The organism is Streptomyces sp. DvalAA-43 (assembly GCF_900091725.1).
GTDB lineage: Bacteria > Actinomycetota > Actinomycetes > Streptomycetales > Streptomycetaceae > Streptomyces > Streptomyces pulveraceus.
Window position 1 is genome coordinate 154,865 of sequence record NZ_FMBW01000040.1, and the last position, 25,594, is coordinate 180,458.

Consider the following 25,594-nt stretch of genomic DNA (forward strand, 5'->3'; position numbering starts at 1 on the left):
ACGGAACACACCGTTCCCCGCGGGTGCGCACTCACAGCGGTACGCGCAACGCCCCGTCGATCAGGTCCGCGGCCCGCCCCGCGTCGGCGCAGCCGCTCGCGACCAGCTCCTCGCGCACCGCGCGCAACCGCTCGCGCAGCCGCCGCGACTCCATACCCCTGGCCCGCTCCGCCATCTCCTCGGCCGTGGCCGCCGCCCGGTCCGCCTCGCCCTGACGCAGCTCGACATGGGTCAGCACGGCCAGCCGGTGCACCCGGCCCCGGTCGTGCGCCGGGATCCGTACGGCCTGCGCCGCGTGCTCCCGGGCCCCCGCCAGATCACCGATGCCGAGCAGGGCCTCGGCCACCTGCACATCGACCAGGCCCGGCTGGACGTACCCCGTCTCGTCCGGTTCATGGCCCGGCCTGATGCGCCCGGCCTCCGACTCGGCGCGCCGGATGCACTCCCGGGCACCGCCCGGGTCGCCGAGGCGGGCGTACGCCTTGGCCTGCATCGCGTACAGATCGGCGGCGAGCGCGGGGCTGATGTGGCCTCCGGCCGCCCGCAGCGCCGCCTGGGCGAAGGCCACGGACTGCCGGTAGTCGGCGAGCAGGAGCGACTGGTTGACCAGCAGGGCGATCACATAGCCGCCGAACCCCCGGTCCCCGCTCGCCTTGGCCAGCCGTAGCGCCTGGTGGAAGTAGCGCTGGGCGAGCCCGTGCGCGTCGGAGTCGTAGGCGCAGATCCCCGCGACCGCCACCAGACCGCCCGCCGCCCGGTGCAGTCGGCGGCCCATCGCGTCGGTGTAGCCGCCGCGCAGCAGCGGGGCGGTCTCGGCGTTGAGGAAGCCGACGACGCGGGACCGGGTCGCGATTCCGCCCGCCCTGCGGTACATCAGTTCGTAGTGGGCACGGGCCGCGCGCAAGGTCACTATGTCGGCCATGCAGACCCGGACCGGCCCGCCGCGCGACACATCGGTGTCCTCCGGCGGGTTCTCCCACTCCCAGACGGGCATCACCGCCGCGGTGCCGGTGACGGCGGCCGGGACGGGGGCGTGCGGGCGCCGCCCCTCGTCGGAGTGCCACAGCGCGGTGGCCCGCTCCACGAAGCCGGTGAGCGAGGAGGCGGGCACGGCCGGGGCCGTGCCCGGGGCCGCCATGCCGATGTCGTCCAGCGCGAGGGGCCTGCTCAGTCGGTTGCCGAGCACTTCGCAGATCAGGTCGGGCACCTGGCCGCGCGGACGCTGCCCCTTCAACCAGCGGGCCACCGCGGTGTGTTCGTACCGCAGCCGCAGCCCCCGGGAGCGGCCGGCCCGGTTGATGTGGGCGGCGAGACCCGCCCGGGAGACCCCCGCCTCCTCGATCAGGGCAGCCAGCAGAATGTTGGGCTCCGTTGCCCCCATGTGCCCCTCCGGTGGTTCGGCACGCCGAGGCGTGTCGCACCAGTGGAGCACGATTCACACGGGGTGTGAACGCAATGCCCGAACCGTCCCGCCGCGCACCCTGTCGCACCGGCGCGCGGATCGGTTGAATCAGTCGTCTCGCAAGAGGCGGACGGGTCGTCTGCTCCCCCTCGTACAGCACGACGACCCGCATCCGCGCCGTCCGCTCTGCCGACCTGCCCGACACTCCGCGGCAGCGCGGACGGCGCCGGACCGCACGACCCACTGCCCACGGATCGGAGGGTGGCTGCGGGCCGGCCCGGAGCCGTGTTCCCCCGGGCCGCGCCGGAGCCCGGGTGCGGTCCGCGCCGCTCGGCGAGCATGCGGGAGGGGCGCACCCGGTCACCACCGGATGCGCCCCTCTTCGCCCGTGTTCCCGCGTGACGCTACGCGCCCCGCAGCACCGCGCCCGTCCGCTCGGCGGCCAGTGCCACCGCCGCGTCGCGCGCGGCCGAGGCCTCGTCGACGGTCAGCGTGCGGTCCGCCGCGCGGAAGCGCAGCGCGTACGCCAGGGACTTACGGCCCGCACCGATCTGCTCACCGGTGAAGACGTCGAACAGCCGCACCGATTCGAGCAGTTCGCCCGCGCCCTCGCGCAGCGCCCGTTCCACGTCGGCGGCCGGGACGTTCTCCGCGACGATCAGCGCGACGTCCTGGGTCGCCACCGGGAAGGTGGAGATCCGGGGCGCCTGGAGCGCGCCGTCGACGGCCTGCTCCAGGACGTCGAGCTCGACCTCCATGGCACAGGTGCGCTCGGGCAGGTGGAGGTCCTTCACGACGCGCGGGTGCAGCTCACCGGCGTGTCCGAAGAGGGTCTCCTCTCCGTCGACCATGACGTACAGCGCGGCGCACCGGCCCGGGTGCCACGGCGCGTGCCGGTCACCGCGGACGGTCACCTCGACGCCCGCCTCGCGGGCGATCGTGCGGGCGGCCTCGACGGAGTCCGCCCAGTCGGCCGGGCGGCCCTTGCCCCACCAGCCGGCCTGCTCGCGGGCGCCCGCGAGGACGACCGCGGCACGGCGCGGCTGACGCGGCAGCGCGGCGTCGAGCCCGGCGATCTCCTCGTCGGTGGGACGACGGTCGACGGGCAGCCGGACGGCCTTGGTCTCGGCGCCGGTCGGCCTGAAGACCAGACCGGTCTCGAAGAGCGCGAGGTCGTGGCTGCCGCGGCCGTCGTTGCGCCGCAGTGCGCCGAGCAGGCCCGGCAGCAGCGTGGTGCGGAGCGCCGGCTCCTCGTCGGAGAGCGGGTTGACGAGCTTGACGGTACGGCGACGGGCGTCGTCGGCGTCGAGCCCGAGCTGGTCGAGGACCGCGTCACCGAGGAACGGGTAGTTCAGTGCCTCGACGTAGCCGGCTCCGGCGAGCGCCCGGCCGACCCTGCGGTGGAGCCGCTGGCGGTCGGTGAGCCCGCGGCCGGACGGCGGGGTCGGGAGGGTGGACGGGAGGTTCTCGTACCCCTCCAGCCGGATGACCTCTTCGGCGAGGTCGTTCGGCTCGCTGAGGTCGGGGCGCCAGGACGGCACGGTGACGATCAGCTCGTCCTGCCCGTAGACGTCGCAGCCGACCTCCTGGAGGCGGCGTACGACGGTCTCGCGGCCGTACGCGACACCGGCCACCCGGTCGGGGTGATCGGCGGGCATCGCGATGGTGCGGGGCGCGGACGGGGCGCTGACCTCGGTGACCCCGGCCTCGGCGGTGCCACCGGCGAGCAGCACCAGCAGGTCGACGGTGCGCTGCGCGGCGGCAGCGGCGGCCTGCGGGTCCGAGCCGCGCTCGAAGCGCTTGGACGCCTCGGAGGACAGCTTGTGGCGGCGCGCGGTCCGGGCGATCGAGATCGCGTCGAAGTGCGCGGCCTCGATGACGACCTCGGTGGTGCGGTGCTCGCCGTCCTGGGCGTCCGCGATCTCGGTGTTGGCACCGCCCATGACGCCCGCGAGGCCGATCGGCCCGCGGTTGTCCGTGATGACCAGGTCCTCGGCGTCCAGGACGCGGACCGTGCCGTCGAGGGTGGTGAGCTTCTCGCCCTGCTGGGCGCGGCGCACCCCGATCGGCCCGTCGACACGGGTGCGGTCGTAGGCGTGCAGCGGCTGGCCGAGCTCCAGCATCACGTAGTTGGTGATGTCGACGGCGAGCGAGATCGGGCGCATCCCGGCCTTCTGCAGCCGGCGCTGGAGCCAGATCGGGGAGCGGGCCTCGGGCTGGAGGCCGACGACGGTGCGCGCGGTGAACGTGTCGCAGCCGATCGGGTCGGCGACCTTGACCGGGTAGCCGTACGCGTTCGGCGCGGGCACGTCCAGGAGCGCCGGGTCGCGCAGCGGCAGCCCGTACGCGATGGCGGTCTCGCGGGCGACGCCGCGCATGGAGAGGCAGTAGCCGCGGTCGGGCGTGACGGCGATGTCGAGGACCTCGTCGACGAGCTGGAGCAGCTCGATCGCGTCGGTGCCGGCCTCGTGCTCCGGCGGCAGCACGATGATGCCGTGCGTGCCGTCGTCGCCCATGCCGAGCTCGTCGGTGGAGCAGATCATGCCGTGCGAGGTCTTGCCGTACGTCTTGCGTGCGGCGATCGCGAAGTCACCGGGCAGCACGGCGCCCGGGAGGACCACGACGACCTTGTCGCCGACGGCGAAGTTGCGGGCGCCGCAGACGATCTCCTGCGGCTCGCCGGTCCCGTTGGCGTCGCCGACGTCGACGGTGCAGAAGCGGATGGGCTTCTTGAAGCCCTCCAGCTCCTCGATGGTCAGTACCTGTCCGACGACCAGCGGGCCCTTGAGGCCGGCGCCGATCTGCTCGACGGTCTCGACCTCCAGACCCACGGCGACGAGCTTGGCCTGTACGTCACGGCCGGTCTCCGTCGCCGGCAGGTCGACGTACTCCCGCAGCCAGGAAAGCGGGACGCGCATCAGATCTCCATCCCGAACGGCCGGGTGAACCGGACGTCACCCTCGACCATGTCTCGCATGTCTTCTACGTTGTGGCGGAACATCAGCATCCGTTCGATGCCGAACCCGAAGGCGAATCCGCTGTACTTCTGAGGGTCGACGCCGCAGGCGATGAGCACCTTGGGGTTGACCATGCCGCAGCCGCCGAGCTCGATCCAGCCCTCGCTGCCGCAGGTGCGGCAGGGGCGGTCCGGGTTGCCGACGGACGCGCCGCGGCAGACGTAGCAGACCATGTCCATCTCGGCGGACGGCTCGGTGAACGGGAAGAAGTTCGGCCGGAGCCGGGTCTTCATGTCCGGGCCGAAGAGCGCCTGGACCATGTGGTCGAGGGTGCCCTTGAGGTCGGCCATGGTGAGGCCCTCGTCGACGGCCAGCAGCTCGATCTGGTGGAAGACGGGGGTGTGCGTCGCGTCGAGCTCGTCGGTGCGGTAGACGCGGCCGGGGCAGACGACGTAGACCGGCGGCTCCCGGTCGAGCAGGGAACGGGCCTGGACCGGCGAGGTGTGGGTACGCAGCACGACACCGGACTCGTCGGTCCTGGCACCGTCGGCGCCCTGGACGAAGAAGGTGTCCTGCATCTGCCGGGCCGGGTGGTCGGGCACGAAGTTCAGGGCGTCGAAGTTGAACCACTCCGCCTCGGCCTCGGGGCCCTCGGCGACCTCGTAGCCCATGGCCACGAAGACGTCCGCGACGCGCTCCATGATGGTCGTCAGCGGGTGGCGGGCACCGGCCGGGGTGCGGTCGTAGGGCAGGGTGACATCCACCGCCTCCTCGACCAGCACGCGGGCGTCCCGCTCGGCCTCCAGCTCCGCCTGACGGGCGGCGAGGGCCTTGGAGACGGCGCCGCGGGCCTGGCCCACGCGCTTGCCGGCCTCGGCCTTGGCCTGCGGCGGCAGTGCGCCGATCTCGCGGTTGGCGAGCGACAGCGGCGAGGTACCACCGGTGTGCGCGGTCTTCGCCTGGGCGAGCGCGTCGAGGTCACTGGCGGCGGCGAAGGCGGCGAACGCCTCGTCCCGCATGCGCTCGATCTCTTCCGGTTTCAGTGCCTCGACCTCGACTGGGTCGTACGACTTGTTCGGTGCCGACATCTCTTCCCGTGCTTCCGATTGGCTGATACTGCGCTTACCGGGGGGATGCCCCGGACCCCCATGGCCCCGATCGACGACTGGAGGACGCAAAGGTGCCAAAGGTCGAGTCTAAGGGCCACAGGATGTGTGGGAGGCCCGTGGGCCGCTCAGACCAGGTAGGCCGGCGTGCTCACGGGCAGGATAAACCGGAATTCCGCGCCGCCGCCGGGGCCGCGGCCGACCGTGATCGTGCCGCCGTGCGCCTCGACGATGCCCTTGACGATGTAGAGGCCCAGGCCCGTACCGCCGCGCTTGCTCCCCCGCCAGAAGCGGGTGAAGACACGGCCCATCGACTCCTCGGGGATGCCGGGGCCTTCGTCGCTCACGGTGACGGCCGTTCCCTTCTCGTCGCTCTTCGCGGGTGCGGGTGCGACTTCGATGGTGACGGTTCCCTCGCCGTGGCGCACCGCGTTTTCCAGCAGGTTGCCCAGCACCTGGTCGACCTTGTCCGGGTCGGCCCAGACCGCGGGCAGCGGCTGGCAGGTGCGGACGAGGAAGCGGTCGGGGGACTGGCCGCTCGCGGTGAACGCCTGGATGTGGCGCTCGACGGCGGCGGAGAGGTCCACGGGCTGGCGCCGCAGCTCCAGGCGGCCGGAGTCGATCCGGGAGATGTCGAGCAGCTCGGCGATCAGCCGGGTGACGCGGCCCGCGTCGGCGTCGACCGTCTCCAGCATCAGGCGCTTCTGGTCGTCGGTGAACCGCTCCCACTTGGCGAGGAGGGTCGCGGTGAAGCCCTTGACGGAGGTCAGCGGGGAGCGCAGCTCATGGGCGACGGTCGCGATCAGCTCGGCGTGGCTGCGCTCGGTGCGGCGGCGGGCCTCGGTGCCGCGGAGCGAGACCACCACCCGGCGCACCGGGCCGGTCGGGTGCTCGCGCACATAGCGGGCGGAGACCAGGACCTCCCGCCCGCCGGGCAGCAGAAGATTGCGCTCGGGCTGGCCGACCCGGGTGGCGAGGCCGCCGTAGGGATCGGTCAGGGTCCACCAGCGGCGGCCCTTGAGGTCCTCCAGCGGCAGCGCGTGTTCCAGGGAGCGGCCGAGGGCGGCGGCCCGGGGCACCGCGGTGATCCGGGCGGCGGCGGAGTTGAAGCAGATGACCCGGCCGGTCTCGTCGGCGACGACCAGGCCGTCGGGCAGGTCGTCGGGATCGACACTCATGTCCATGGCTCCGAGCTCCGGGCTCCCGTCCGGTCCACCGGCCGCGCCGGGGAGTTCGCAGGCGCGCACGACGGCCGCATGTGTCTCGCGCGGCCTGCTCATGCCGACAGCCATATCCCGTACCCCACCTCTCGAACCGGTGCAGTGGGCCCCCGAGTTCGCCACCCTACTAGTCGTCGGTGACGGAGCGACACCCTGCGGTGGCGCGGAGGCGCGATCACCTCGGGCGCTGGGCCCGCGCGGAGGCGTACAGGCAGACGGCCGCCGCCGTCGCGAGGTTGAGGCTCTCCGCCTTGCCGTGGATGGGCACCCGTACGACGGCGTCGGCCAGTGCCCGGGTCTCCTCCGGCAGGCCCCAGGCCTCGTTGCCGAAGACCCAGGCGGTCGGGCCGCCCATGGTGCCCGCGTCGAGCTCGTCGTCGAGGTCGTCCTCGCCCGCGCCGTCGGCGGCGAGGATCCGTACGCCCGCCTCCCGCAGCCCCCGCACGGCCTGTTCGACCGGGACGCCGACGGCGACCGGCAGGTGGAAGAGCGAACCGACCGAGGCCCGGACGGACTTGGGGTTGTAGAGGTCCACCGAGGCGTCGGTGAGCACGACGGCGTCGGCGCCCGCCGCGTCGGCGCAGCGCAGCACCGTACCGGCGTTGCCGGGGTCACGGACATGGGCGAGGACGGCGACGAGCTTCGGCTTCGCGGCGAGGATCGCGTCGAACGGGGTGTCGAGGAAGCGGCAGACACCGATCAGGCCCTGCGGGGTGACGGTCTGGGACACGTCGGCGAGCACCTCGCCGTCGGCGAGGTGCACCCGGGCGCCGGCCGCGTGGGCGGCGGCGACGATGTCGGCGTACCGCTCGGCCGCCTCGACGGTGGCGAACAGCTCGGTCAGGGTCGGCTCGCCGTCGCTGCCGCGGTGCTCGGCGGCCTCGCGCACGGCCTGCGGCCCCTCGGCGATGAACCTGCGCTCCTTGCCGCGGAAGTTGCGCTTGGCCAGCCGTCGGGCGGCGGTGACGCGCGGCGATCGCGGGGAGATCAGTTCGGGGGTGCCCATGGTCGGCGGCGGGCCTCTCTGCGTACGGAGGTGGCGGGGTTGCGGAATGTGTCGTGCAACGCACCGGACCCGCAGACGGCGAGCGCCTGCGGGTCCGGCTCAGAAGACAGGAAGTGCGACCTGGATCAGGCGGCCTTCGGGGCGTTGACGTCGCTCGGGAGGGCCTTCTGGGCAACCTCGACGAGAGCGGCGAACGCGTTGCTGTCGTTGACCGCGAGCTCGGCCAGGATCTTGCGGTCCACCTCGATGTTGGCGGCCTTCAGACCCTGGATGAGGCGGTTGTACGTCATGCCGTTCTGGCGGGCAGCGGCGTTGATGCGCTGGATCCACAGCTGACGGAAGTCGCCCTTGCGCTTCTTGCGGTCGTTGTAGTTGTAGACGAGGGAGTGGGTGACCTGCTCCTTCGCCTTGCGGTACAGACGGGAGCGCTGGCCCCGGTAACCGCTGGCCTGCTCGAGGATCGCCCGGCGCTTCTTGTGCGCGTTTACTGCCCGCTTGACGCGTGCCACTTTTTAACTCCTTGTAGCGGGGCCGTGGTTGGACTCACACGGCCCGGAAACGAATTGGTCCCGGTCTGAGTCGAGTACGCCGCCCACGGGTTCACCGCGGGCCGCGGACTCACTTGCCGAGAAGCTTCTTGATCTTCTTGGCGTCGGACGGAGCCACTACGACCGTGCCGGTCAGCGAGCGGGTCTTCTTGGACGACTTGTGCTCAAGAAGGTGGCGCTTGCCCGCGCGCTCACGGAGCACCTTGCCGGAGCCGGTGATCTTGAAGCGCTTGCTGGCACCGCTGTGCGTCTTGTTCTTCGGCATCGCGCCGTTCTCTCCTCGTCAGTGGCGCCCCTCGCGGTGCGGGCACCGGGCAGCAGGGGCGTCAGATCTTGGTGGGAATTCCGGGGAGACCCGGGGTCGCCTGGATGGCGACCCCTGAGGTCACGCCTCGGAAGGTGTCTCGGCCGGAGCCTCGGGCTGCGCTTCGGCAACCTCGTCCGCGGCCTCGGCGTCGGGGGTGGAACCCTGACGCTCCGCCTTGCGGGCGGCCTGGGCCTCGCGGGCCTCGGCCATGGCTTCGGTCTTCTTCTTGTGCGGGCCCAGAACCATGATCATGTTCCGGCCGTCCTGCTTCGGGTTGGACTCGATGAAGCCGAGTTCCTCCACGTCCGAAGCCAGACGCTGGAGCAGTCGGAAGCCCAGCTCCGGGCGGGACTGCTCACGACCACGGAACATGATCGTGATCTTGACCTTGTCGCCCTGCTTGAGGAACCGGACGACGTGACCCTTCTTGGTGTCATAGTCGTGCGGGTCGATCTTCGGCCGGAGCTTCATCTCCTTGATGACCGTGTGCGCCTGGTTCTTGCGCGCCTCACGGGCCTTCATGGCCGACTCGTACTTGAACTTCCCGTAGTCCATGAGCTTGCACACGGGCGGACGGGCGGTCGCCGCCACCTCGACCAGGTCGAGGTCGTACTCCTGTGCGAGTTCCAGGGCCTTGGCAAGCGGAACAATCCCGACCTGCTCGCCGCTGGGACCGACAAGTCGCACCTCGGGAACGCGAATCCGGTCGTTGATGCGGGGCTCGGCGCTGATGGATCCTCCTCGGTAGCACCACGCGGCCGCCTGGCGGACAGCCACGTAACGTCTGTTTCGTGAGACCAACCGCACCAGTGCAATAAAAATGCCCCGGACGGGACACAGGCGGGGCTCCTGGAACAACCGGAACCACCGCGGTCAACCGCGGGGCACATCGGGCGGTCCCATCGTCCGTACGGAACGATGGCCACCGCCTGACCGGATGACCCGCCGCCCTTGAAGAGCGGCCAGGTGGGAGATCGGAGCCTCCACTTGTGGGCCGGGCACATAGCTGCCCAGCCGGTCGTTACACAAGGTTAGCAGCTCCCCCGGGCGTACGCTAACCAGCCTGCGACCACCGCTCCCGCGAGCGGGGCGGCATCGGCGTGGGCCTATCGTATGGCGCATGAGTGACGCGACCCCCACCAGTGATTCCCCCGGCTTCGACGACATGGCCCGCGACATCGCGGAGGTGCCCGCGGTCGAGGTGATCGTGACGGTCGCGGTCAATCTGATGAGCGCCGCCGCCGTGAAGCTCGGGCTGACCGAGGACGGCGAGGAGCACAAGGACCTCGACGAGGCCCGCAAGCTGGTGCACGCGCTGGCCGGCCTGCTGGACGCCAGCACCACCGAGATCAGCTCCTTCCACGCGGCCCCGCTGCGGGACGGCCTGAAGTCGCTCCAGCTCGCCTTCCGCGAGGCGTCGCTCGTACCGGACGAGCCCGGTCAGGGCCCCGGCGAGAAGTACACCGGCCCCGTCTTCGGCTGATCCCACCCGGCTTCCCCGAGCGTGCGTGAGCCCCCTGCCCGGCGCGGACAGGGGGCTCACGCACGCTCAGCGCGTGAACAGGGGCTCACCCGGTGCGGCGGCGTCGGCCGGCAGCAGCGCCAGGTCCAGTCCGCGCACCAGTCGGGCGCGCAGGACCTCGTCGGCCGCCAGCAGCTCCGCGACCCGGCGGGCCGCTTCGGCGGGGTCGGCACCGGGTGCGAGGACGAGGGCGAGGGTGCCGTCGGCCCGGCCGGGGCCGAGATGGGCCCGGACCACCGCGGGCTCGGCGGCGACCGCGTTCCGCACCGCCGAGGTGACGGCGGGGTCGTCCAGCGGGTCGGCGCTGCTGCGGCCCTCGGCGAGGGCGAGCAGGGCCGGGCCGGTCAGCTCGAACGCGACCGGGCCCGCGAGGTCGAGGACGACCGTGTCCGCCTTCTCGTGCGCGGCGGCCTGCAGCGCCTGGTGGAGCGGTACGGCGACGGGGCGTGCCTGCGGATCCCAGAGGGCCAGCGAGGCCGTCGAGGTGAAGGCGGGCAGGGCACGGCGGTCCCCCGCCTGGAGGGTGGGGACGGCCATGTCGCTGGTCTTCTCGCGACGCAGCCCGTTCTCGTCCTCCTCCACCTCCCCGAGCACCGCGACGACCGGGACCAGGAGCCGGGTGCCCTTGAGGGCTTCGAGTACCGGGCCGACCGCTCTGCGGTCCTCGGCCCAGGCGGCCAGCGCCTCGGTGAGTGCCGGGTCGGCCGTGCCGTCGTCGTCGGAGTATCCGGGGTCCGGAATGTTCTTCTGCGCCACAGGGCGAGCGTAGTGCCTGGGCTCTTGCGCCCCGCCGACAGGTCGGCGTCGGCCGGCCCCCGGGGCCGGGTCCGTATCGTCGGTCGCGGCGACGAGGAGTAAGGAGCGGCCGGTGGATCTCGACGCGGCGCTGACCGACGCGGTGGAGCCGTTGCTGAGGGACGCGGGTGGTGCGAGGGTGTCGGCCGCCGTGCTGGACACGGGGAGCGGGGCGCGGGCGGTCCACGGGGACGGCGCGTTCGACACCGCCAGCATCGTCAAGGTCGGCCTGGTCGCGGCGCTGCTGCTCATCGCCCAGGACGAGGGGCGCGCGCTGACGGCCGTCGAGCACGACCGCGCCACCGCCATGATCGTACGGAGCGACAACGCCTCCGCCACCGCCCTGCTGCGGGCCATCGGTGGCCCGGCGGCGCTCGACGCGGCCCATGGGCGCCTGGGGCTGACCGGGACCGTGGCGGCGCGCGCCTGGGGGCTGACCCGGACGACGGCGGCGGACCAGCTGACGCTGCTGCGGGCGGTGTTCGGCACGGATTCGGAGCTGGGCGAGGAGTCCCGCGCGTATCTGCGGGGGCTGATGGCGCGGGTCGAGCCCGGTCAGCGGTGGGGGGTGTCGGCGGCGGGCGGCGGCTGGGCCCTGAAGAACGGCTGGATGCCGCGGACGACGACCGGGCTGTGGGACATCAACAGCATCGGGCGGGTCCGGACCGGCGGGCGCACCTGTCTGGTCGCGGTGCTCTCGGACGGGCACGCGACGAAGGAGTCGGGGATCGCGCTGGTCGAAGGGGTGGCGAGGGCCGCGGTGGGCGTGGTCGGCACCCCGCGCTGAGCGGGCCCGCGGCTCAGCCGCGGGTGGCGGCCGGACCTCGGCCCCTGCCGCGCCAGAGCACCACGGCCAGGGCCAGCAGGACCGCTCCGAGACCGCCCGCGCCGACGGCGAGCCAGACCGCGGGGCTGCTCTCGTCGTGTCCGAGGTCGGGGCCGGGGCCGAAGTACCGCTTGCGGTAGCCCGATCCGGCGGACTCTGCGCGCAGACCGGCCGGGCGGAGCGCGGCCCCGGCCTCGATCGCGGCGGCGGGGTCGACGACGCCGTACCCCCGGGCGTCGTCACGGCCGGACGAGGGGGCGCTGCGGGCCGTGTCCGTGAGGAGCTTCTTGATCTGGGCGGGTGTGAGTCCCGGGTGCGCGGCGCGGACCAGCGCGACCGCGCCCGAGACGAAGGCGGAGGCGGCGGAGGTGCCCCATTCGACGTAGTACTGGTGGTCCGGTGCGGCGACGACGATGTCGACCCCGGGGGCGCTGACGGTGGCGTACCAGCGGCGGGTGGAGAACGCGGCGTGGGTGCCGTACCGGTCGACGGCCGCGACCGCGATCACGCCGGGGTAGGCGGCGGGGTACGAGATGTGGTCGCCCTTCTCGCCCCCGTTGCCCGCGGAGGCCACGACGACGGCCCCCCTCTTCAGCGCGTACTGGATGGCGGCGTCCTCGCCCGGCTCGGGGTGGGCGGACTTGCTGTCGTCGCCGAGCGAGAGGTTGATGACGTCGGCGCCGTGGTCGGCGGCCCAGCGGATGCCGTCGGCGAGGGCGGTGCCGCGTGACTCCCGGGCCTTGGCGCGGGCCGGGTCGGAGGCTTCGAGGATCACCCGGACAGGGAGGATCTTCGCCTCGGGCGCGATGCCGAGCACCCCGTCGCCGCGCCCGTCTCCATGGCCGTGACCGGCGATGATGCCCGCCATCGCGGTACCGTGCCGGGCCCAGGCGCGGTCGCCCCGCCCGGCGCCGAAACCGATCATGTCCTTGCCGGGCAGGACCTGTCCGGTGAGGTCGGGAAGGCTGCCGTCGACCCCGGTGTCGACGACGGCGACGGTGATTCCCTTCCCCTTGGTGGTCCGCCACGCCTGGTCGGTGTGGAGGGCCTGGAGGCCCCACTGCTGGTCCCGGATGGCGTCGGCACGGGCCGGGGACGCGGGCAGGAGCGCGAACGCGGTGGCGGCGCAGACCGCGCCCAGGGCGCGGCGGCGGCTGCGGCGGCTCATTCCGGCTTCTCCGTGAGGTCGGTGACGGTCCGGCGCAGATCGCGTTCGATCCGGTCGGCTATGCCCTTGGCCTCGTGGCCCAGCCCGGCCTGGGCGGCGGCCGTCGTGGCGTCCGCGGCCGTGGCGCTGTCGACGGGCTGCGGGTCGGTGACGGTGCGCCCGTCGGCGAAGCCGGACACGGCGAACACCACGACGGGCACCTCGGTCAGTACGTGGACCGTCCAGCTGGCCCGCTGCCGGTCGCCGAATCCGGCGGCGGCCGTGCCCTTGACGGGGTACGTGCGGGGCATCAGGTCGGTGCGCCGGCCGAGGTGCTGGCCGGTGAAGCGGGAGTTCAGCGCCCTCATCGCCGCCGCGTCGCCCTCGGTGAAGATCACCCCGACCGTGGTGACGCTGCTGCTGGTGGCGTCGGTGTAGGTGGCGCGGAGCAGGCGCTCGCAGCCGACCGGGCCGAGGGTCCTGGCGAGCAGCGGGTCCAGGGCCGCCCGGCAGCCGCTGTCCGGGGCGACGGCGATCCGGGTCCAGACCCGGTCGGCGCCGCCGGGGCCCGCCCCTTCCCCCTTCAGCGTGCGGGGGAAGAGGGTGTCCACGGGGACGCTGTGCCAGGCGGAGCGGCCCACGGTGTAGGCGCTGTGGGCGGTCGCGTCGGCCGAGGAGTCGCTGGTGAGCCAGGCGCCGGTGGCCGCGCCGCCGATCAGTCCGAGCCCGAGCACGACGCAGACCGCGGCGCTCGCGGTCCTGGCGGGGTGCCGGGTACGGATCGGGCGGAGCCGGGTGGTGGTCTCGGCGGGCGTCTCGGGAGGGACGCCGTGGTACGGCGGGGGCGGTCGGTACGCGTACGGGACGGGGGCCGGCCCGGTCGGGGCCACTCCCGGGCGCGGGGTGAGGTCCACGGCACCGACGGGCCGCCGACGGGTCGCCGCGGGCGGCTGTTCCGGTCGCGGTGGGACGACGGCGGGCGTCTCGGGGACGGTCGCGGGCGGGGGGCCGGCGGGTGGGGCGGGAGCCGGGGGCACGGGCCGGAGCCGGGCCGTGGTCTCCACGGGCGGGACGTCCGCCGGGGGCGGCGGGGTGTCCGGGCCCGTCGGGGCGGGGACGCCGTCGGTCGTCGCCGCCGGGTCCTGCGTCGGGGGCGGGGTGGTGGGGCGGGGCGGGACGGGAGCGCGCTGCGCCTCGGTACTCATCCGCCCCCCTGGTCCCATTCCGTACCGTGCGCGGATCGACGTCACAGGCAGGCCCGTTGGTTGCCGCGTGCCGTCACTCTACGGGGTGGGACGGCCCCTGCGGGAGCGGGCCGCCCGGCCCCGGACGATCTGCGCGGATCATCCCCCTACCCAGCGGTACGGACGTCTGGCAAGCTGCGGCCATGACTGCCCGCGCCGCTGACCGGACCCGTTACAACCGGGCCACTGCCCATCTGGACGCCCCGATCGCCGTCGTCGATCTCGACGCGTTCGACGCCAATGCCGACGATCTGGTCCGCCGGGCGGGCGGGAAGCCGGTCCGGGTGGCGAGCAAGTCGGTGCGCTGCCGGGCCCTGTTGGAGCGAGTGCTCGCGCGGCCCGGTTTCGCCGGGATCATGTCGTTCACGCTGGCGGAGTCGCTGTGGCTCACGCGGGCCGGGTTCGAGGACGTGCTGCTGGCCTATCCGTCGGCTGACCGGGCCGCCTTCGCGGAGCTGGCCGCCGATCCGAAGCTGGCCGCCGCGGTGACCGTGATGGTCGACGACCACGCGCAGCTGGAGCTGATCGACGCGGCGCGGGCGGGCGGGGGCGAGGAGATCCGGGTCTGTCTGGAGCTGGACACCTCGCTCCGGCTGCTCGGCGGCCGGGTCAGGGTCGGCGCCCTGCGTTCACCGCTGCGCTCCCCCGCCCAACTGGCCGAGCTGGCACGCTCGGTGGCCCGGCGGCCGGGTTTCCGGCTGGTGGGCCTGATGGCGTACGAGGGTCATATCGCCGGGGTCGGGGACTCGGTCGCGGGCCGGCCGCTGCGCTCCCGGGCGGTCCGGCTGATGCAGGCCGCGGGCCGCAGGGAACTGGCCGCCCGGCGGGCCGAGGTGGTGCGCGCGGTACGGGCGGTGGCGCCGGACCTGGAGTTCGTGAACGGCGGCGGCACGGGCAGCGTGCAGCACACGGCGGCCGAGCGCGCGGTGACCGAGATCGCGGCCGGGTCGGGGCTCTACGTACCGAGGCTGTTCGACAACTACACGTCGTTCACGGCGCGTCCGGCGGCCCTGTTCGCCCATCCCGTGGTGCGCCGGCCGGGTGTGGGCGTGGTGACGGTCCTCGGCGGCGGCTATCCGGCGTCCGGGCCCGCGGGCCCGGACCGGCTGCCCGTCCCGTATCTGCCGGAGGGGCTGCGCTACGACCCGCAGGAGGGGCCGGGCGAGGTGCAGACCCCGCTGCTCGGCGCTCCGGCCGACGATCTGCTGATCGGCGACAAGGTGTGGTTCCGGCACGCGAAGGCCGGTGAACTGTGCGAGCGCTTCGATGAGTTGCAGCTGATCGAGGGCGACCGGGTGACCGCGACCGTGCCGACGTACCGGGGCGAGGGCCGTACGTTCCTGTGAGCCCGGCGGCCCGGGTCAGGGCGCGATCGAGCTGCCCGCTCCACCGCTCGTCGCGCTGTCGCCGATCGGCCGGATTCCCTTGGTGAGGGTGTCCATCAGCGAGAGCGGCGGCCCGTCGGGCCCCGCGTCGAAGGCGTAGCGCACGATGATCAGCGATTCGCTGCCGACCGTGGACGGGAAGACGAGCGACTGGACGTAACCACCGGGCCCCTTGGCCGTGTTCACGCGCCAGCGCACCTGGTACCCGGCCCGCCCGGCGACGCTCACGGGCGCGGAGTCGAGCTGGTCGTGGGAGGTGATGCCGCCGTGGATCCGGTCGCCGACGATGTTCTTCTCGTAGGCGCGGTCGGCGGCGGCGGTGATGTCCTGCCTGGCGAGCTGCTCGGCGGAGGTGATGTCGGTGGCGCTCGCGGTGCGGCTGGTCACCGTGCCGTGGTAGCAGAAGTCGGAGGAGCTGCCGGGGCACTCGTAGGGGTCGACGGTGCGCATGGTGGGGACCGGTTCGACGGTCCTGCCGGGCTTCTCCCAGCCGTCGGGGACCGGCAGGGTGATGCCGTTGAGCTGGTCGACGAGGACCTTGGGGTCGTCCTCGGCCGGTGAGCCGTCGGGCGACGGGGTGGCCGTCGCGGTGGTGGACGGCGGTACGGAGCCGCTCGGTCCGGCCTCGGGGCGCGTGGTGTCGTCGCCCCTGCCCAGCAGGACGGCTCCGGTGACGGCGGCGCCGACGACGATCAGCCCGGCCACGGCGAGCGCGACGATCCGGGTGCCGCCCCGGGCCGCGGTGGTGGTGTCGCCGGACGCGGCGGTGACCGGCTCGGGCGGACCGAATGCCTGGGGTGCCGGGGCGGCCGGGCGGGTGTGCGCGGTCCACGCCGTGCCGTCCCACCAGCGGTCGGTGCCCGGTGCCGAGGCGTCCGGGTACCAGCCGGGCGGTGTCGCGTTGCTCATCCGCCCACTCTAGGGTCCGGTCACCGGCGCGGACCGGCCGATCGGCGGAAGACTTAAGGTGTGACCGTCAACCATTACCGGTCGACCACTGATCCGACGGTCGGCCGGGTGACCGGGAAGGGAACGGGGCGTGGCAGGGGAGAGCGAGTTCATCGACCGCCTGATGCCCGTGCTGCGGCCGGTCCGGGCGGGGAACGGCTTCGAGGAGGCGCTGGAGCAGATCCTCCAGGTGATCCGGCTCGGGCTGGTGCCGGGCGGCGGCCGGCTGCCGGCCGAGCGCGATCTGGCCGAGCTGCTGGGGATCAGCCGGGTCACCCTGCGCGAGGTGCTGAAGGTGTTGCAGGACCAGGGTCTGGTGGAGAGCAGGCGCGGCCGGTACGGCGGCACGTTCGTGCTGCTGCGCACCGAGAGCCCCGGCGAGGACGAGCTGCGCCGGAGGATCGCGTCCGTCGACATCGAGGACGTGCTGCGCTTCCGCGAGGTGCTGGAGGCCGGGGCGGCCGAGCTGTGCGCCGCGCGGGGGCTCGACGGCGAGGGCGCGGACCGGCTGCGCGCGGCCCTGACGGCGACGCACGAGGCGCCGCTCCAGGACTACCGCAGGCGCGACACGCTGTTCCATCTGACCCTGGCCGAGCTCTCCGGGTCCGCGTCGCTGACCACGCAGTACGCGGCCGTCCGGGCCGGCCTGAACGACCTGCTGGACTGCATACCGCTGCTCGTACGGAACCTGGAGCATTCGCAGCACCAGCACACCAGCCTCGTCGAGGCGGTCCTCGACGGGGACGGGGAGGCCGCGCGCGCGGTGATGCGCGAGCACTGCGCGGGGACGGCCGCGCTGCTGCGCGGTTTCCTGACCTGAGCCCGGAGCACACGGACGACCGAGCCCGGAGCACCCGGACGACACAAAGGTCTGATCCGTCACCTTTGGCACCTTGTGTCCGAGGGGCGGCCTCACGGAGCGCCGGGCCCGAGTCTCCCCCGCAGCCAGCGCAGCGCCGCCGCGCCCTGCGCGTACTGGAAGGCCCGGAGCGTCGGGAGGCCGGGCGGGTCCGGCTCCAGTGAGCTCGATACGAAGTAGCCGGTCAGCGCGGCGAGTACCGCCGTCACGCCGGCCCCGTCGGCGTTCCTGCCCAGCGGGTGGGCGGTGAAGACGGCCTCCGGATCGGGGCCGCCCTGTGCGGCCACGGACGGCAGCAGCATCATCAGGTCGAACCAGGGGGCGGCCCGCAGCGCGTGGGGCCAGTCGACGAAGACCACCCGGTCGTCGGTGAGCAGGATGTTGTCGGCCCGCAGGTCGCTGTGGGCGAGGCTGTCCCCGGTGGCGGGCTCCGCCCAGCCGGACTCCAGCTCCGCCAGCAGACCGAGGTGGCGGGCCGCCCACGGGTCGAGCCGCCCCGGATCCCCCGCGGCGAGCAGGTTCCGCCAGCCGCTGAACGCCTCGGCCTCGCTGACGGCGACGGCGGGCGCGTCGAACGGGGCCGGGGTCAGGGCGGCGCCCAGCTCACCGACCGCCGCCAGGACCCGCTCCAGTTCGGTGGGGTCCCAGGGGACGCGGGGCTGGCGGCCGTCGATGTCCTGGAGCACGAGGGCGACCACGGTGCCGTCGTCGTACGAACCGAGCAGGCCGGGCACGGGGGCGCCGGGCGGGAGCGCGGCGGTGTGCCGGGCCTCGGCGCGGTGCAGGTCGGGGCTGTGGGGATTGGTCTCGGCGCTCACCGCCTTGACGAAGGCGCGCCTCCCGTCCGCGAGCCGGACACGGGCGGCCACCCCCGGCGAGAACCCGCCGCTCTGGCTGCGCGCCTCGACGACGCGGGCGCCGAGGACGTCCTCGACGGCGCTCCGGACGGAAGCGGGCAGGTCGGCCCAGTGCCGGCGGACACCCATGGCGGGTGGAGCGATCACGTCCATCCGCGCATCCTTCACCACGGCACCGCCGTCCACCAGCGGTTTTACCGGGGCGTACGGGACCTCACGGATGCGCCAGGCCGTCCCGGGCGGTCAGGGAGAGCAGATCGCGGGCCGGACCCGTCGGGCGGTGGCCGGCGGGCCAGACGGCGCGCAGCTGGCGTCGCAGGCGTACTCCGGCGACCGGGACCTTGACCAGGCGGCGCGAGGACAGCTCCTCGCCGAGCGCCAGTTCGCTCAGGACACACGGACCGGCTCCGCTCTCCGCCGCTCCCTTCACCGCGGTGGTGGAGGAGAGTTCGAGCAGCGGCTGGGCGAGGCCGCCGTGCACGGCGAGGGCCGCGTCCAGGACCTGGCGGGTGCCGGAGCCGTGTTCGCGCAGGATCAGCGGGGTCGCGGCCAGTTCCTGCGGGGTGAGGGGGGTGAGGCGGCGGGCCCAGGCATGGGCCGGGGCGACCACGACGACCAGGCGGTCGTGGGCGATGACCGTGCCGTCGAGCCCTTCCGGCACGGACAGGCCCTCCACGAATCCGAGGTCGGCCTCGCCCACGAGCAGCCGGCCCGCGACCGCCGCCGAGTTCCCGGCGAGCAGCGAGACCGCGGTGTCCGGCCGTTCGGCGCGCAGCGCTATCAGCCAGCCGGGCAGCAGGTACTCGGCGATGGTCATGGAGGCGGCGACCCGCAGCCTGGAGTCCCGTCGGTCGCGCAGCGCCTGCGCGCCCGCGTCGAAGGCCTCGGCCGCCTCGACGATCCTGCGCGCCCAGTCGGTGACCAGCGCGCCCGCGTCGGTGAGCCGGGAGCCGCGCGGTGAGCGGTCCAGCAGGGCCACGCCGAGCTGCCGCTCCATGGACCGGATGCGGCTGCTGGCGGCGGGCTGGGTGACGCCGACGTCCCGGGCGGCGCGCCCCAGGCTGCCGTGGCGGGCGACGGCGAGCAGGAGTTCCAGCGCTCCGAGGTCGGGGACCCGGTGGGAGAGGGGGACATGCGCTTCGCCGGTCATAAAGCCACCTTATGACCTCATAGATGCGGAGTCCCTGGTGGGGGCCGACGCCCGCCAGGAAAATCGTGGCATGGCCATCTTTCCGCAGACGCAGCAGACACAGCGGGCGCAGCAGTCCCCCGTTCCGATCCCGGCCGCCGAGCGGCTGCCGTCCCTGCGGTACATCGGCCCCAACTGGTACGCGTCCGTCATGGGCACCGCGATCGTGGCGAGCGCGGGTGTCGCGCTGCCCGTGCACGTCCCGGGACTGCGGACCGCCTGCACGGTGGTGTGGGCGCTCGCGGCGCTCGCGCTCGCCGCGGTGCTGGTGGCCCGTACCGGGCACTGGATCGCCCATCGCGACCAGGCCCGCAGCCATCTTCTCGATCCGGCGGTGGCCCCGTTCTACGGCTGTCTGTCGATGGCCCTGCTGGCCGTCGGCGGTTCGTCGATGGTGGTCGGCAAGGATGTCATCGGACACGGGGCGGCCCTCGCACTGGACGTGGTGCTGTACACGGCGGGCACGCTGATCGGGCTGGGCGCCGCGGTCGCGATCCCGTATCTGATGGTCGTACGCCACCGGATCGAGCCCGGTACCGCTTCGCCGGTGTGGCTGTTGCCGGTGGTGGCCCCGATGGTCTCCGCGGCTCTCGGTCCGCTGCTGGTGCCGGAGCTGCCGGCCGGTCAGTGGCGGGAGGCGATGCTGCTGGCCTGCTACGCGATGTTCGGGCTGAGCCTGCTGGCCACGCTGGTGATGCTGCCGTTGATCTTCGCCCGGCTCGTCCACCAGGGGCCGCTGCCGCTCGCGCTGACACCCACGCTGTTCCTGGTCCTCGGCCCGCTGGGGCAGTCGACGACCGCGGTCAACCAGCTCGCCGATGTGGCGCCGGGCGCGATCGGGGCACCGTATGCCTCGGGGCTCGGGGTCTTCGCCGTGCTGTACGGGGTGCCGGTGATGGGTTTCGCGCTGCTGTGGCTGGCGCTGGCCGTCGCGCTGGTGGTGCGGGCGGCGCGGAACGGGATGACCTTCGGCATGACCTGGTGGGGCTTCACCTTCCCGGTCGGTACGTGTGTCACGGGCGCCGCGGGGCTGGCCCGGCACACCGGTCTCACGGCGTACACCTGGCTGGCCGTCGCGCTGTACGTCCTGCTGGTGACGGCGTGGGCGGTGGCCGGGGCGCGGACGCTGCGCGGGCTGTTCAGCGGAGCGCTGCTCGCAGCACCGCAGGCGCCCGCACCAGTGACGGCCCGTACCACGTGAGGTACCGCCCGTCGACGAGCTTGGCGGGCAGGGCCGGAAAGGCCTCGGGCCCGTCGTCCGCGGTGAAGCGGTACGGCTCGTCGGGCAGCACCACCAGATCGGCGCCCGCCGCGTTCAGCGCGTCGAGCGGGATACGGGGATAGCGCTCGGCGTGGTCCGCGTAGGTGTTCTCGACGCCGAGCCGGGCCAGCAGGTCCCCGGCGAAGGTGTCGCGGCCCAGCACCATCCAGGGCCTGCGCCAGACCGGCACGATCGCGCGGCGCGGCGCACGGGGCGGCGGCAGTGCGGCCCAGGCCGCCTCGGCCTCGTCCAGCCAGCGCGGCCTGGCCGCCCCGCAGGCGGTGACCAGGACCCTGTCCAGCTCCTCGAAGGCCTGGTCGAGAGTGCGGATCGCGGTGACGAACACCTCGGTTCCGGCGGCGCGGAGCGCCGCGAGGTCCGCCTCGCGGTTCTCCTCCTCGTTGGCGACGACGAGATCGGGCCGGAGCGCGAGTACCGCGGTCACATCGGGATTCTTGGTGCCGCCGATCCGGGCCGCGGTCAGTCCGGCCGGGTGGGTGCACCAGTCGGTGACCCCGACCAGCAGGCCGGGGGCGGTGACGGCAACGGCCTCGGTGAGCGAGGGGACCAGGGAGACGACTCGCACGACGGGCCCTCCTCAGCGGCGGGGGTCATAGGTGGCGTCGATGTGCTCGGCGACCGCGACGAACAGCAGCCGCGTACCGGGCACCGTGGCCCGCCAGCGGTGCCGGACCCCGCCGGAGAGGAAGAGGGTGTCGCCCTGTTCCAGCCGGTAGGCCTGCCCCTCGGCCTCCACCTCGGCGGCGCCCTGCGCCACGTACATCACCTCGTCGTTGCGGTGCTGGAACTCGCGCCCGAGGTCGAGCTCCCCGGTGAACTCCAGGGCGCTGAGCTGATGGCGTCCGCGCACCACCCTGCGTGCCCCGTCGCCCTCGCCCGCCCGGACGACATCGACGGCGCGCGCGGAGTCCGCGGCGGCGCGCAGCCGTGCCGTGGTGGTCTCCAGGGCTTCGGCGACCCGGTCCAGGGACCGGGCGCTGGGCCGGGCCCGCTCGTTCTCGATCTGGCTGAGGAACGGCACGGACAGACCACTGCGGCCGGCGACCGCGGCCAGTGTGAGCCCCAGGCTTCTGCGCCTCCGGCGGACCGCGGCGCCCACGCGGAGTGCTTCCTTCTCGTCCATGTCCGGCTCCCTCCCGACTCGTCATCCTCCCGGCTGCGGGCACATTACGCATGCGGTTGCGCAAGGTCGGCCGGGCGGTGAACGTCCGGAAACCCGGAAAGGGCGGGTCCGCCGTCGGCGGTACCCACCCTTTCCGGTGCTTCGGGGCCTGCGGGAGGCCCTACTGCGGAGCCATCTTGTCCGCGATGCCCGGATTCTTCTCCATCCAGGCCTTCACGGCCTCCTCCTCGTGTCCCGCGCCGTGCTTCTGGATCTGGTTCTCCAGACCGGCGAGCTGGTCCTCGCTCAGCTTGAAGTCCTTGAACCACTTGGTCAGCCGCGGGTAGTTCTTCGGGAAGTCCTTGGCCGCGATGGTGTGCAGCCGGTCGCCGTTGCCGAAGGCCTTCTCGGGGTCTGCCAGCTTCGTCATGCCGTACTCGCTGTACGCCCAGTGCGGGGTCCAGAGCAGCACCGCGATGGGCTCCTTCTTGGCGTACGCGCGCTTCAGCTCGGCCAGCATGCCGGGCGTCGAGGAGTCGAGAACCTTGTACTCCTTGTCCAGGCCGTAGGCCGGCAGGACGTTCTTCTTGAGGTTCTCCATCGTGGCGGTGCCCGGCTCGATGCCGACGATCCGGCCCTTGAACCGCGAGCCCTTGCCCTTGAGGTCGGCGAGGGACTTGACGTCCTTCACGTAGGAGGGCACCGCGACCTCGATCGACGTGGGGCCGTACCAGGACCCGAGGTCGCTCAGCTGCGAGCCGTACTTCTCCCAGTAGTTCTTCTGGGTGTACGGCAGCCAGCCGTCGAACTGCACGTCGATCTGGCCGCGCGACATCGCGGCGTACATCGGGCCGACCTCGAACTGCTTGAGGTTGATCTTGTAACCGCGCTCCTCCAGGACCGCCTTCCACAGGTACGTGGCGGCGATGTCCTCCTCCCAGGGGAACCAGGCCATCTCGACGGCGCGGTCACGCTCGTCCTTGCCGTTCGCACCCTTGGCCGTACCGCCCTTGGCGACCGGGGTCCATGTGCCGGCGACACCCGGGTTGGCCTTCAGCCAGGTGCGGACCGCCTCCTGCTCCTTGCCGGAGCCGGACTTCTGGATCTGCGCCTCAAGACTGGTGAGCTGGTCCTCGGTCATCTTGAAGTTCTTCAGCCAGCTGCCGACCTCGGGGTTGTCGGCGGAGAAGCCCTTGCGGGCCAGGGTGTGGATGCCGTCGCCCTTGCCCCAGAGGTTCTTGGGGTCCTTGAGCTTGGTGAGCTCGAACTGGTTGTAGGCCCAGTGCGGCGACCAGAGCGGAACGACGATCGGTTCCTTCTTGGCGTACGCGCGCTTCAGCTCGGCCAGCATCGAGGGCGTGGAGCCGTCGACGACCTTGTACTCCTTGTCCAGGCCGTAGCCCGGCAGGATCTTGTCCTTGAGCAGACCCGTCTCACCGGCGCTCGGCTCGATGCCGACGATCCGGCCCTTGAACTGCGAGCCCTTGCCCTTGAGGTCCTCCAGCGACCGGACGTCCTTCATGTAGGACGGAACGGCCAGCTCCAGCGAGGTGGGGCCGTACCAGGAGCCCATGTCCTCAAGGTTGTCCTTGTACTTCTTCCAGTAGCTGGCGTGGGTGACCGGGAGCCAGGAGTCGGTCTCGAAGTCGATCTGGCCGTTGGCCATACCGGTGTAGAGCGCGCCGGCCTCGTACTGCTTGACGTCGACCTCGAAGCCGCGCCGTTCCAGCATCTCCTTCCAGAGGAAGGTGGAGGCGATGCCCTCGTCCCACGGGATGTAACCCATGCTGATCTTCTTGCCCGCGCCGATGTCGGACCCGTCGGCGGTGTTCTTGTCCTGGTCCGAACCGGAGGAGCCGAAGATGCCCAGGGCGCCCGCGACGAGCGCGAGGATCACGACGCCGGAGACCGCGACGACGGGCTGCGGGCGGTGGTTCCAGATCTTGAGTCCGCCGGTCATGGACTGCGCCCTGGCGAGCGCGCGGCGGGCGAGCGGGGAGACCTCGCGGCCGAGCGCGCCGGTCATCCGGTCCAGGTACATCGCCACGATGACGATGGAGATGCCCGCCTCGAAGCCGAGGCCGACGTCCACGTTGCCGATGGCGCGGTAGACGGCGCCACCGAGGCCGCCGCCGCCGACCATGCCGGCGATGACCACCATGGACAGGCCCAGCATGATGACCTGGTTGATGCCCGCCATGATCGTGGGCAGCGCGAGGGGCAGCTGGACCCGCAGCAGGGTGTTGCGCTTGGTGGTGCCGAAGGCCTCGGCGGCCTCGACGAGCTCGCCGTCGACCTGGCGGATGCCGAGTTCGGTCATCCGGACGCCCGGAGGCAGCGAGAAGATGATGGTGGCGATGATGCCGGGCACCACGCCGACGCCGAAGAAGATGACGCCGGGAATCAGATAGACCATGGCGGGCATGGTCTGCATGAAGTCCAGGACCGGCCGGGTCACCGCGCTGACTGTCTTGGAGCGGGACGCCCAGATCCCCAGCGGTACGGCCAGCACCAACGCGATGATGGTGGCGACGAGCACCAGGGTGAGGGTGTCCATCGCCTCGTCCCACAGCTCGACGGAGTCGATGACGGCGAAGCCGACGAAGGCGAGGACCCCGGCGAGCAGACCGCGCAGCCACCAGGCGATGACCGCGACGATGCCCGCGAAGAGCAGCGGGGCGGGGGCGGAGAGCACGGCGGCTATGCCGTCGAACATATTGCTGACGATCGAGCTGATCGCGTCGAACAGCCAGGCCAGATGGGTCTGGAGCCCGTCGACGGCGGAGTCGACCCAGTCGCCGAGAGGGAGCCTAAACACTGGCCACCTTCTTCGTGGCGGTCGTACCGGTCCGGATGTCCTTCGGGGCCTCGGCGGGAGTCATCGGCTCGCCGAGTACGGCGAGCAGCCGGGCGCGCGGTACGACACCGATGAGCTTGCCGGCGTCGTCGGTCACGGCGACCGCGACCCCGCTCTGCGAGCAGGGCGTGAAGAGCTCGATGATCGGCGTGGACTCGGTGACGGTGGCCGGGGCGGCCGCGAGCACATCGGCGGCGGTGCGCAGTTCCTTGCCGTCGTCCGTGCTGGTGCCCATGACGGTGTGCGGCTCGGCCATGATGGCGCCCGCGGTCAGCACCCGGGTCCGGTCGACGTCCTGGGTGAAGGAGGCGACGTAGTCGTTGGCCGGGGTGACGAGGATGTCCTCGGCGGTGCCGAGCTGGACGATCCTCCCGTCGCGCATCACGGCGATGCGGTCGCCGAGGCGCATGGCCTCGTTGAGGTCGTGGGTGATGAAGACGATGGTCTTCTTCAGCCGCTTCTGCAGTTCGAGCAGCTGGTCCTGCATGTCGCGGCGGATCAGCGGGTCGAGCGCGCTGAAGGACTCGTCCATCAGCAGCAGGTCGGCGTCGGTGGCCAGGGCGCGGGCCAGGCCGACACGCTGCTGCATGCCGCCGGACAGCTCGTCGGGCCAGGACTTCTCCCAGCCGGCCAGGCCGGTCAGCTCCAGCGCCTCGGCGGCGCGCTTCTCGCGCTCGGCGCGCGGCACACCCTGGACCTCCAGGCCGTATCCGGCGTTCTCCAGCACGCTGCGGTGGGGAAAGAGCGCGAAGTGCTGGAACACCATGCTGATCTTGGAGGACCGGACATGGCGCAGTTCGGCGGGGCTCAGGGCGGTCAGGTCCTGGCCGTCGAACAGCACGCGTCCGGCTGTGGGCTCCAGAAGGCCGTTGAGCATGCGCAGCAACGTGGACTTTCCGGACCCGGACAGACCCATCACGACGAAGATCTGTCCCGGTTCGACGGTGAACGAGGCGTCGATCACCGCTGCGGTCGTTCCGTCGGCCCGCAGCTCGTCGCGGTCGGCGCCGCCTTCGAGCTTCTGCACGGCTTGAT

At 72.7% G+C, this 25,594-nt stretch carries 23 protein-coding genes; 5 read left to right on the forward strand and 18 right to left on the reverse strand.

Features of this window, described 5'->3' with window-relative positions; all coding sequences use genetic code 11:
• Window positions 1-31 precede the first annotated feature (31 nt).
• From GA0115234_RS13330 to infC, 8 genes are all read right to left on the reverse strand, one after another.
• The gene (locus GA0115234_RS13330) at window positions 32-1,381 is read right to left on the reverse strand and encodes a transcriptional regulator (protein WP_093541182.1); all 1,350 of its coding nucleotides are present in this window, start codon (window positions 1,379-1,381) and stop codon (window positions 32-34) included.
• Between the two features lie 425 nt (window positions 1,382-1,806).
• Window positions 1,807-4,320, reverse strand: coding sequence for a phenylalanine--tRNA ligase subunit beta (gene pheT, locus GA0115234_RS13335; RefSeq protein WP_093541184.1), 2,514 nt, complete (start codon window positions 4,318-4,320; stop codon window positions 1,807-1,809).
• Complete coding sequence (gene pheS, locus GA0115234_RS13340) at window positions 4,320-5,447, reverse strand: phenylalanine--tRNA ligase subunit alpha (RefSeq protein WP_093541186.1); 1,128 nt, start codon at window positions 5,445-5,447, stop codon at window positions 4,320-4,322. The genes pheT and pheS overlap by 1 nt, the downstream gene beginning before the upstream one ends.
• Window positions 5,448-5,593: 146 nt before the next feature.
• Window positions 5,594-6,757 (reverse strand): sensor histidine kinase, encoded by a 1,164-nt coding sequence (locus GA0115234_RS13345; RefSeq protein ID WP_093541188.1) that lies wholly within the window; start codon window positions 6,755-6,757, stop codon window positions 5,594-5,596.
• A gap of 103 nt (window positions 6,758-6,860) precedes the next feature.
• Window positions 6,861-7,691: a TrmH family RNA methyltransferase gene (locus GA0115234_RS13350; RefSeq protein ID WP_093541190.1), complete on the reverse strand. Its 831-nt coding sequence runs from the start codon at window positions 7,689-7,691 to the stop codon at window positions 6,861-6,863.
• A 125-nt stretch (window positions 7,692-7,816) separates the two neighbouring features.
• Window positions 7,817-8,200, reverse strand: coding sequence for a 50S ribosomal protein L20 (gene rplT, locus GA0115234_RS13355; RefSeq protein ID WP_072484442.1), 384 nt, complete (start codon window positions 8,198-8,200; stop codon window positions 7,817-7,819).
• Between the two features lie 109 nt (window positions 8,201-8,309).
• The gene (gene rpmI / locus GA0115234_RS13360) at window positions 8,310-8,504 is read right to left on the reverse strand and encodes a 50S ribosomal protein L35 (RefSeq protein WP_072484441.1); all 195 of its coding nucleotides are present in this window, start codon (window positions 8,502-8,504) and stop codon (window positions 8,310-8,312) included.
• A gap of 120 nt (window positions 8,505-8,624) precedes the next feature.
• On the reverse strand, window positions 8,625-9,323 hold the full coding sequence (infC, locus tag GA0115234_RS13365) for a translation initiation factor IF-3 (protein ID WP_218107178.1): 699 nt from the start codon (window positions 9,321-9,323) through the stop codon (window positions 8,625-8,627).
• Window positions 9,324-9,666: 343 nt separating this feature from the next.
• On the opposite strand from infC, the gene GA0115234_RS13375 reads away from it, so the two are divergent.
• Window positions 9,667-10,029, forward strand: coding sequence for a DUF1844 domain-containing protein (locus GA0115234_RS13375; RefSeq protein ID WP_093541194.1), 363 nt, complete (start codon window positions 9,667-9,669; stop codon window positions 10,027-10,029).
• 66 nt (window positions 10,030-10,095) lie between these two features.
• On the opposite strand, the gene GA0115234_RS13380 is transcribed toward GA0115234_RS13375, so the two are convergent.
• Window positions 10,096-10,824 (reverse strand): SseB family protein, encoded by a 729-nt coding sequence (locus GA0115234_RS13380; RefSeq protein WP_093541196.1) that lies wholly within the window; start codon window positions 10,822-10,824, stop codon window positions 10,096-10,098.
• 112 nt (window positions 10,825-10,936) lie between these two features.
• Here GA0115234_RS13380 and GA0115234_RS13385 point away from each other — a divergent pair, with 112 nt between their 5' ends.
• Window positions 10,937-11,650, forward strand: a complete 714-nt coding sequence (locus GA0115234_RS13385; protein WP_370804381.1) for a serine hydrolase — start codon at window positions 10,937-10,939, stop codon at window positions 11,648-11,650.
• Between the two features lie 13 nt (window positions 11,651-11,663).
• Here the strand turns inward: GA0115234_RS13385 and mycP are convergent, their stop codons facing one another.
• Both mycP and GA0115234_RS13395 read right to left on the reverse strand, forming a co-directional pair.
• Complete coding sequence (mycP, locus tag GA0115234_RS13390; RefSeq protein ID WP_093541200.1) at window positions 11,664-12,857, reverse strand: type VII secretion-associated serine protease mycosin; 1,194 nt, start codon at window positions 12,855-12,857, stop codon at window positions 11,664-11,666.
• Window positions 12,854-13,750, reverse strand: coding sequence for a hypothetical protein (locus GA0115234_RS13395; RefSeq protein ID WP_093541614.1), 897 nt, complete (start codon window positions 13,748-13,750; stop codon window positions 12,854-12,856). The genes mycP and GA0115234_RS13395 overlap by 4 nt, the downstream gene beginning before the upstream one ends.
• A gap of 473 nt (window positions 13,751-14,223) precedes the next feature.
• Between GA0115234_RS13395 and GA0115234_RS13400 the strand changes: the two genes are divergently transcribed.
• The gene (locus tag GA0115234_RS13400; RefSeq protein ID WP_093541202.1) at window positions 14,224-15,426 is read left to right on the forward strand and encodes an amino acid deaminase/aldolase; all 1,203 of its coding nucleotides are present in this window, start codon (window positions 14,224-14,226) and stop codon (window positions 15,424-15,426) included.
• Between the two features lie 15 nt (window positions 15,427-15,441).
• Here GA0115234_RS13400 and GA0115234_RS13405 read toward each other — a convergent pair whose 3' ends face one another.
• Window positions 15,442-16,374 carry a DUF2510 domain-containing protein gene (locus tag GA0115234_RS13405; RefSeq protein WP_093541204.1) on the reverse strand — a complete coding sequence of 311 codons (933 nt, stop codon included), beginning with the start codon at window positions 16,372-16,374 and terminating at the stop codon, window positions 15,442-15,444.
• 163 nt (window positions 16,375-16,537) lie between these two features.
• Here GA0115234_RS13405 and GA0115234_RS13410 point away from each other — a divergent pair, with 163 nt between their 5' ends.
• Entirely contained in the window at window positions 16,538-17,233 is a 696-nt protein-coding gene (locus GA0115234_RS13410) for a FadR/GntR family transcriptional regulator (RefSeq protein ID WP_093541616.1), read from the forward strand.
• A gap of 92 nt (window positions 17,234-17,325) precedes the next feature.
• On the opposite strand, the gene GA0115234_RS13415 is transcribed toward GA0115234_RS13410, so the two are convergent.
• Window positions 17,326-18,282, reverse strand: coding sequence for an aminoglycoside phosphotransferase family protein (locus GA0115234_RS13415; protein WP_093541206.1), 957 nt, complete (start codon window positions 18,280-18,282; stop codon window positions 17,326-17,328).
• Window positions 18,283-18,343: 61 nt separating this feature from the next.
• On the reverse strand, window positions 18,344-19,279 hold the full coding sequence (locus GA0115234_RS13420) for a LysR family transcriptional regulator (protein ID WP_093541208.1): 936 nt from the start codon (window positions 19,277-19,279) through the stop codon (window positions 18,344-18,346).
• A gap of 70 nt (window positions 19,280-19,349) precedes the next feature.
• Here GA0115234_RS13420 and GA0115234_RS13425 point away from each other — a divergent pair, with 70 nt between their 5' ends.
• Complete coding sequence (locus GA0115234_RS13425) at window positions 19,350-20,519, forward strand: TDT family transporter (protein ID WP_093541210.1); 1,170 nt, start codon at window positions 19,350-19,352, stop codon at window positions 20,517-20,519.
• Here the strand turns inward: GA0115234_RS13425 and GA0115234_RS13430 are convergent.
• The 4 genes from GA0115234_RS13430 to GA0115234_RS13445 form a co-directional block, all read right to left on the reverse strand.
• The gene (locus GA0115234_RS13430) at window positions 20,458-21,165 is read right to left on the reverse strand and encodes a helical backbone metal receptor (protein WP_093541212.1); all 708 of its coding nucleotides are present in this window, start codon (window positions 21,163-21,165) and stop codon (window positions 20,458-20,460) included. The genes GA0115234_RS13425 and GA0115234_RS13430 overlap by 62 nt on opposite strands.
• Before the next feature lie 12 nt (window positions 21,166-21,177).
• Window positions 21,178-21,723 carry a helix-turn-helix domain-containing protein gene (locus tag GA0115234_RS13435; RefSeq protein ID WP_093541214.1) on the reverse strand — a complete coding sequence of 182 codons (546 nt, stop codon included), beginning with the start codon at window positions 21,721-21,723 and terminating at the stop codon, window positions 21,178-21,180.
• Window positions 21,724-21,883: 160 nt separating this feature from the next.
• Window positions 21,884-24,520 carry an ABC transporter permease/substrate binding protein gene (locus tag GA0115234_RS13440; RefSeq protein ID WP_093541216.1) on the reverse strand — a complete coding sequence of 879 codons (2,637 nt, stop codon included), beginning with the start codon at window positions 24,518-24,520 and terminating at the stop codon, window positions 21,884-21,886.
• The gene (locus tag GA0115234_RS13445) at window positions 24,513-25,586 is read right to left on the reverse strand and encodes a quaternary amine ABC transporter ATP-binding protein (RefSeq protein ID WP_093541218.1); all 1,074 of its coding nucleotides are present in this window, start codon (window positions 25,584-25,586) and stop codon (window positions 24,513-24,515) included. Before GA0115234_RS13445 ends, GA0115234_RS13440 begins: the two co-directional genes overlap by 8 nt.
• Window positions 25,587-25,594 lie beyond the last annotated feature (8 nt).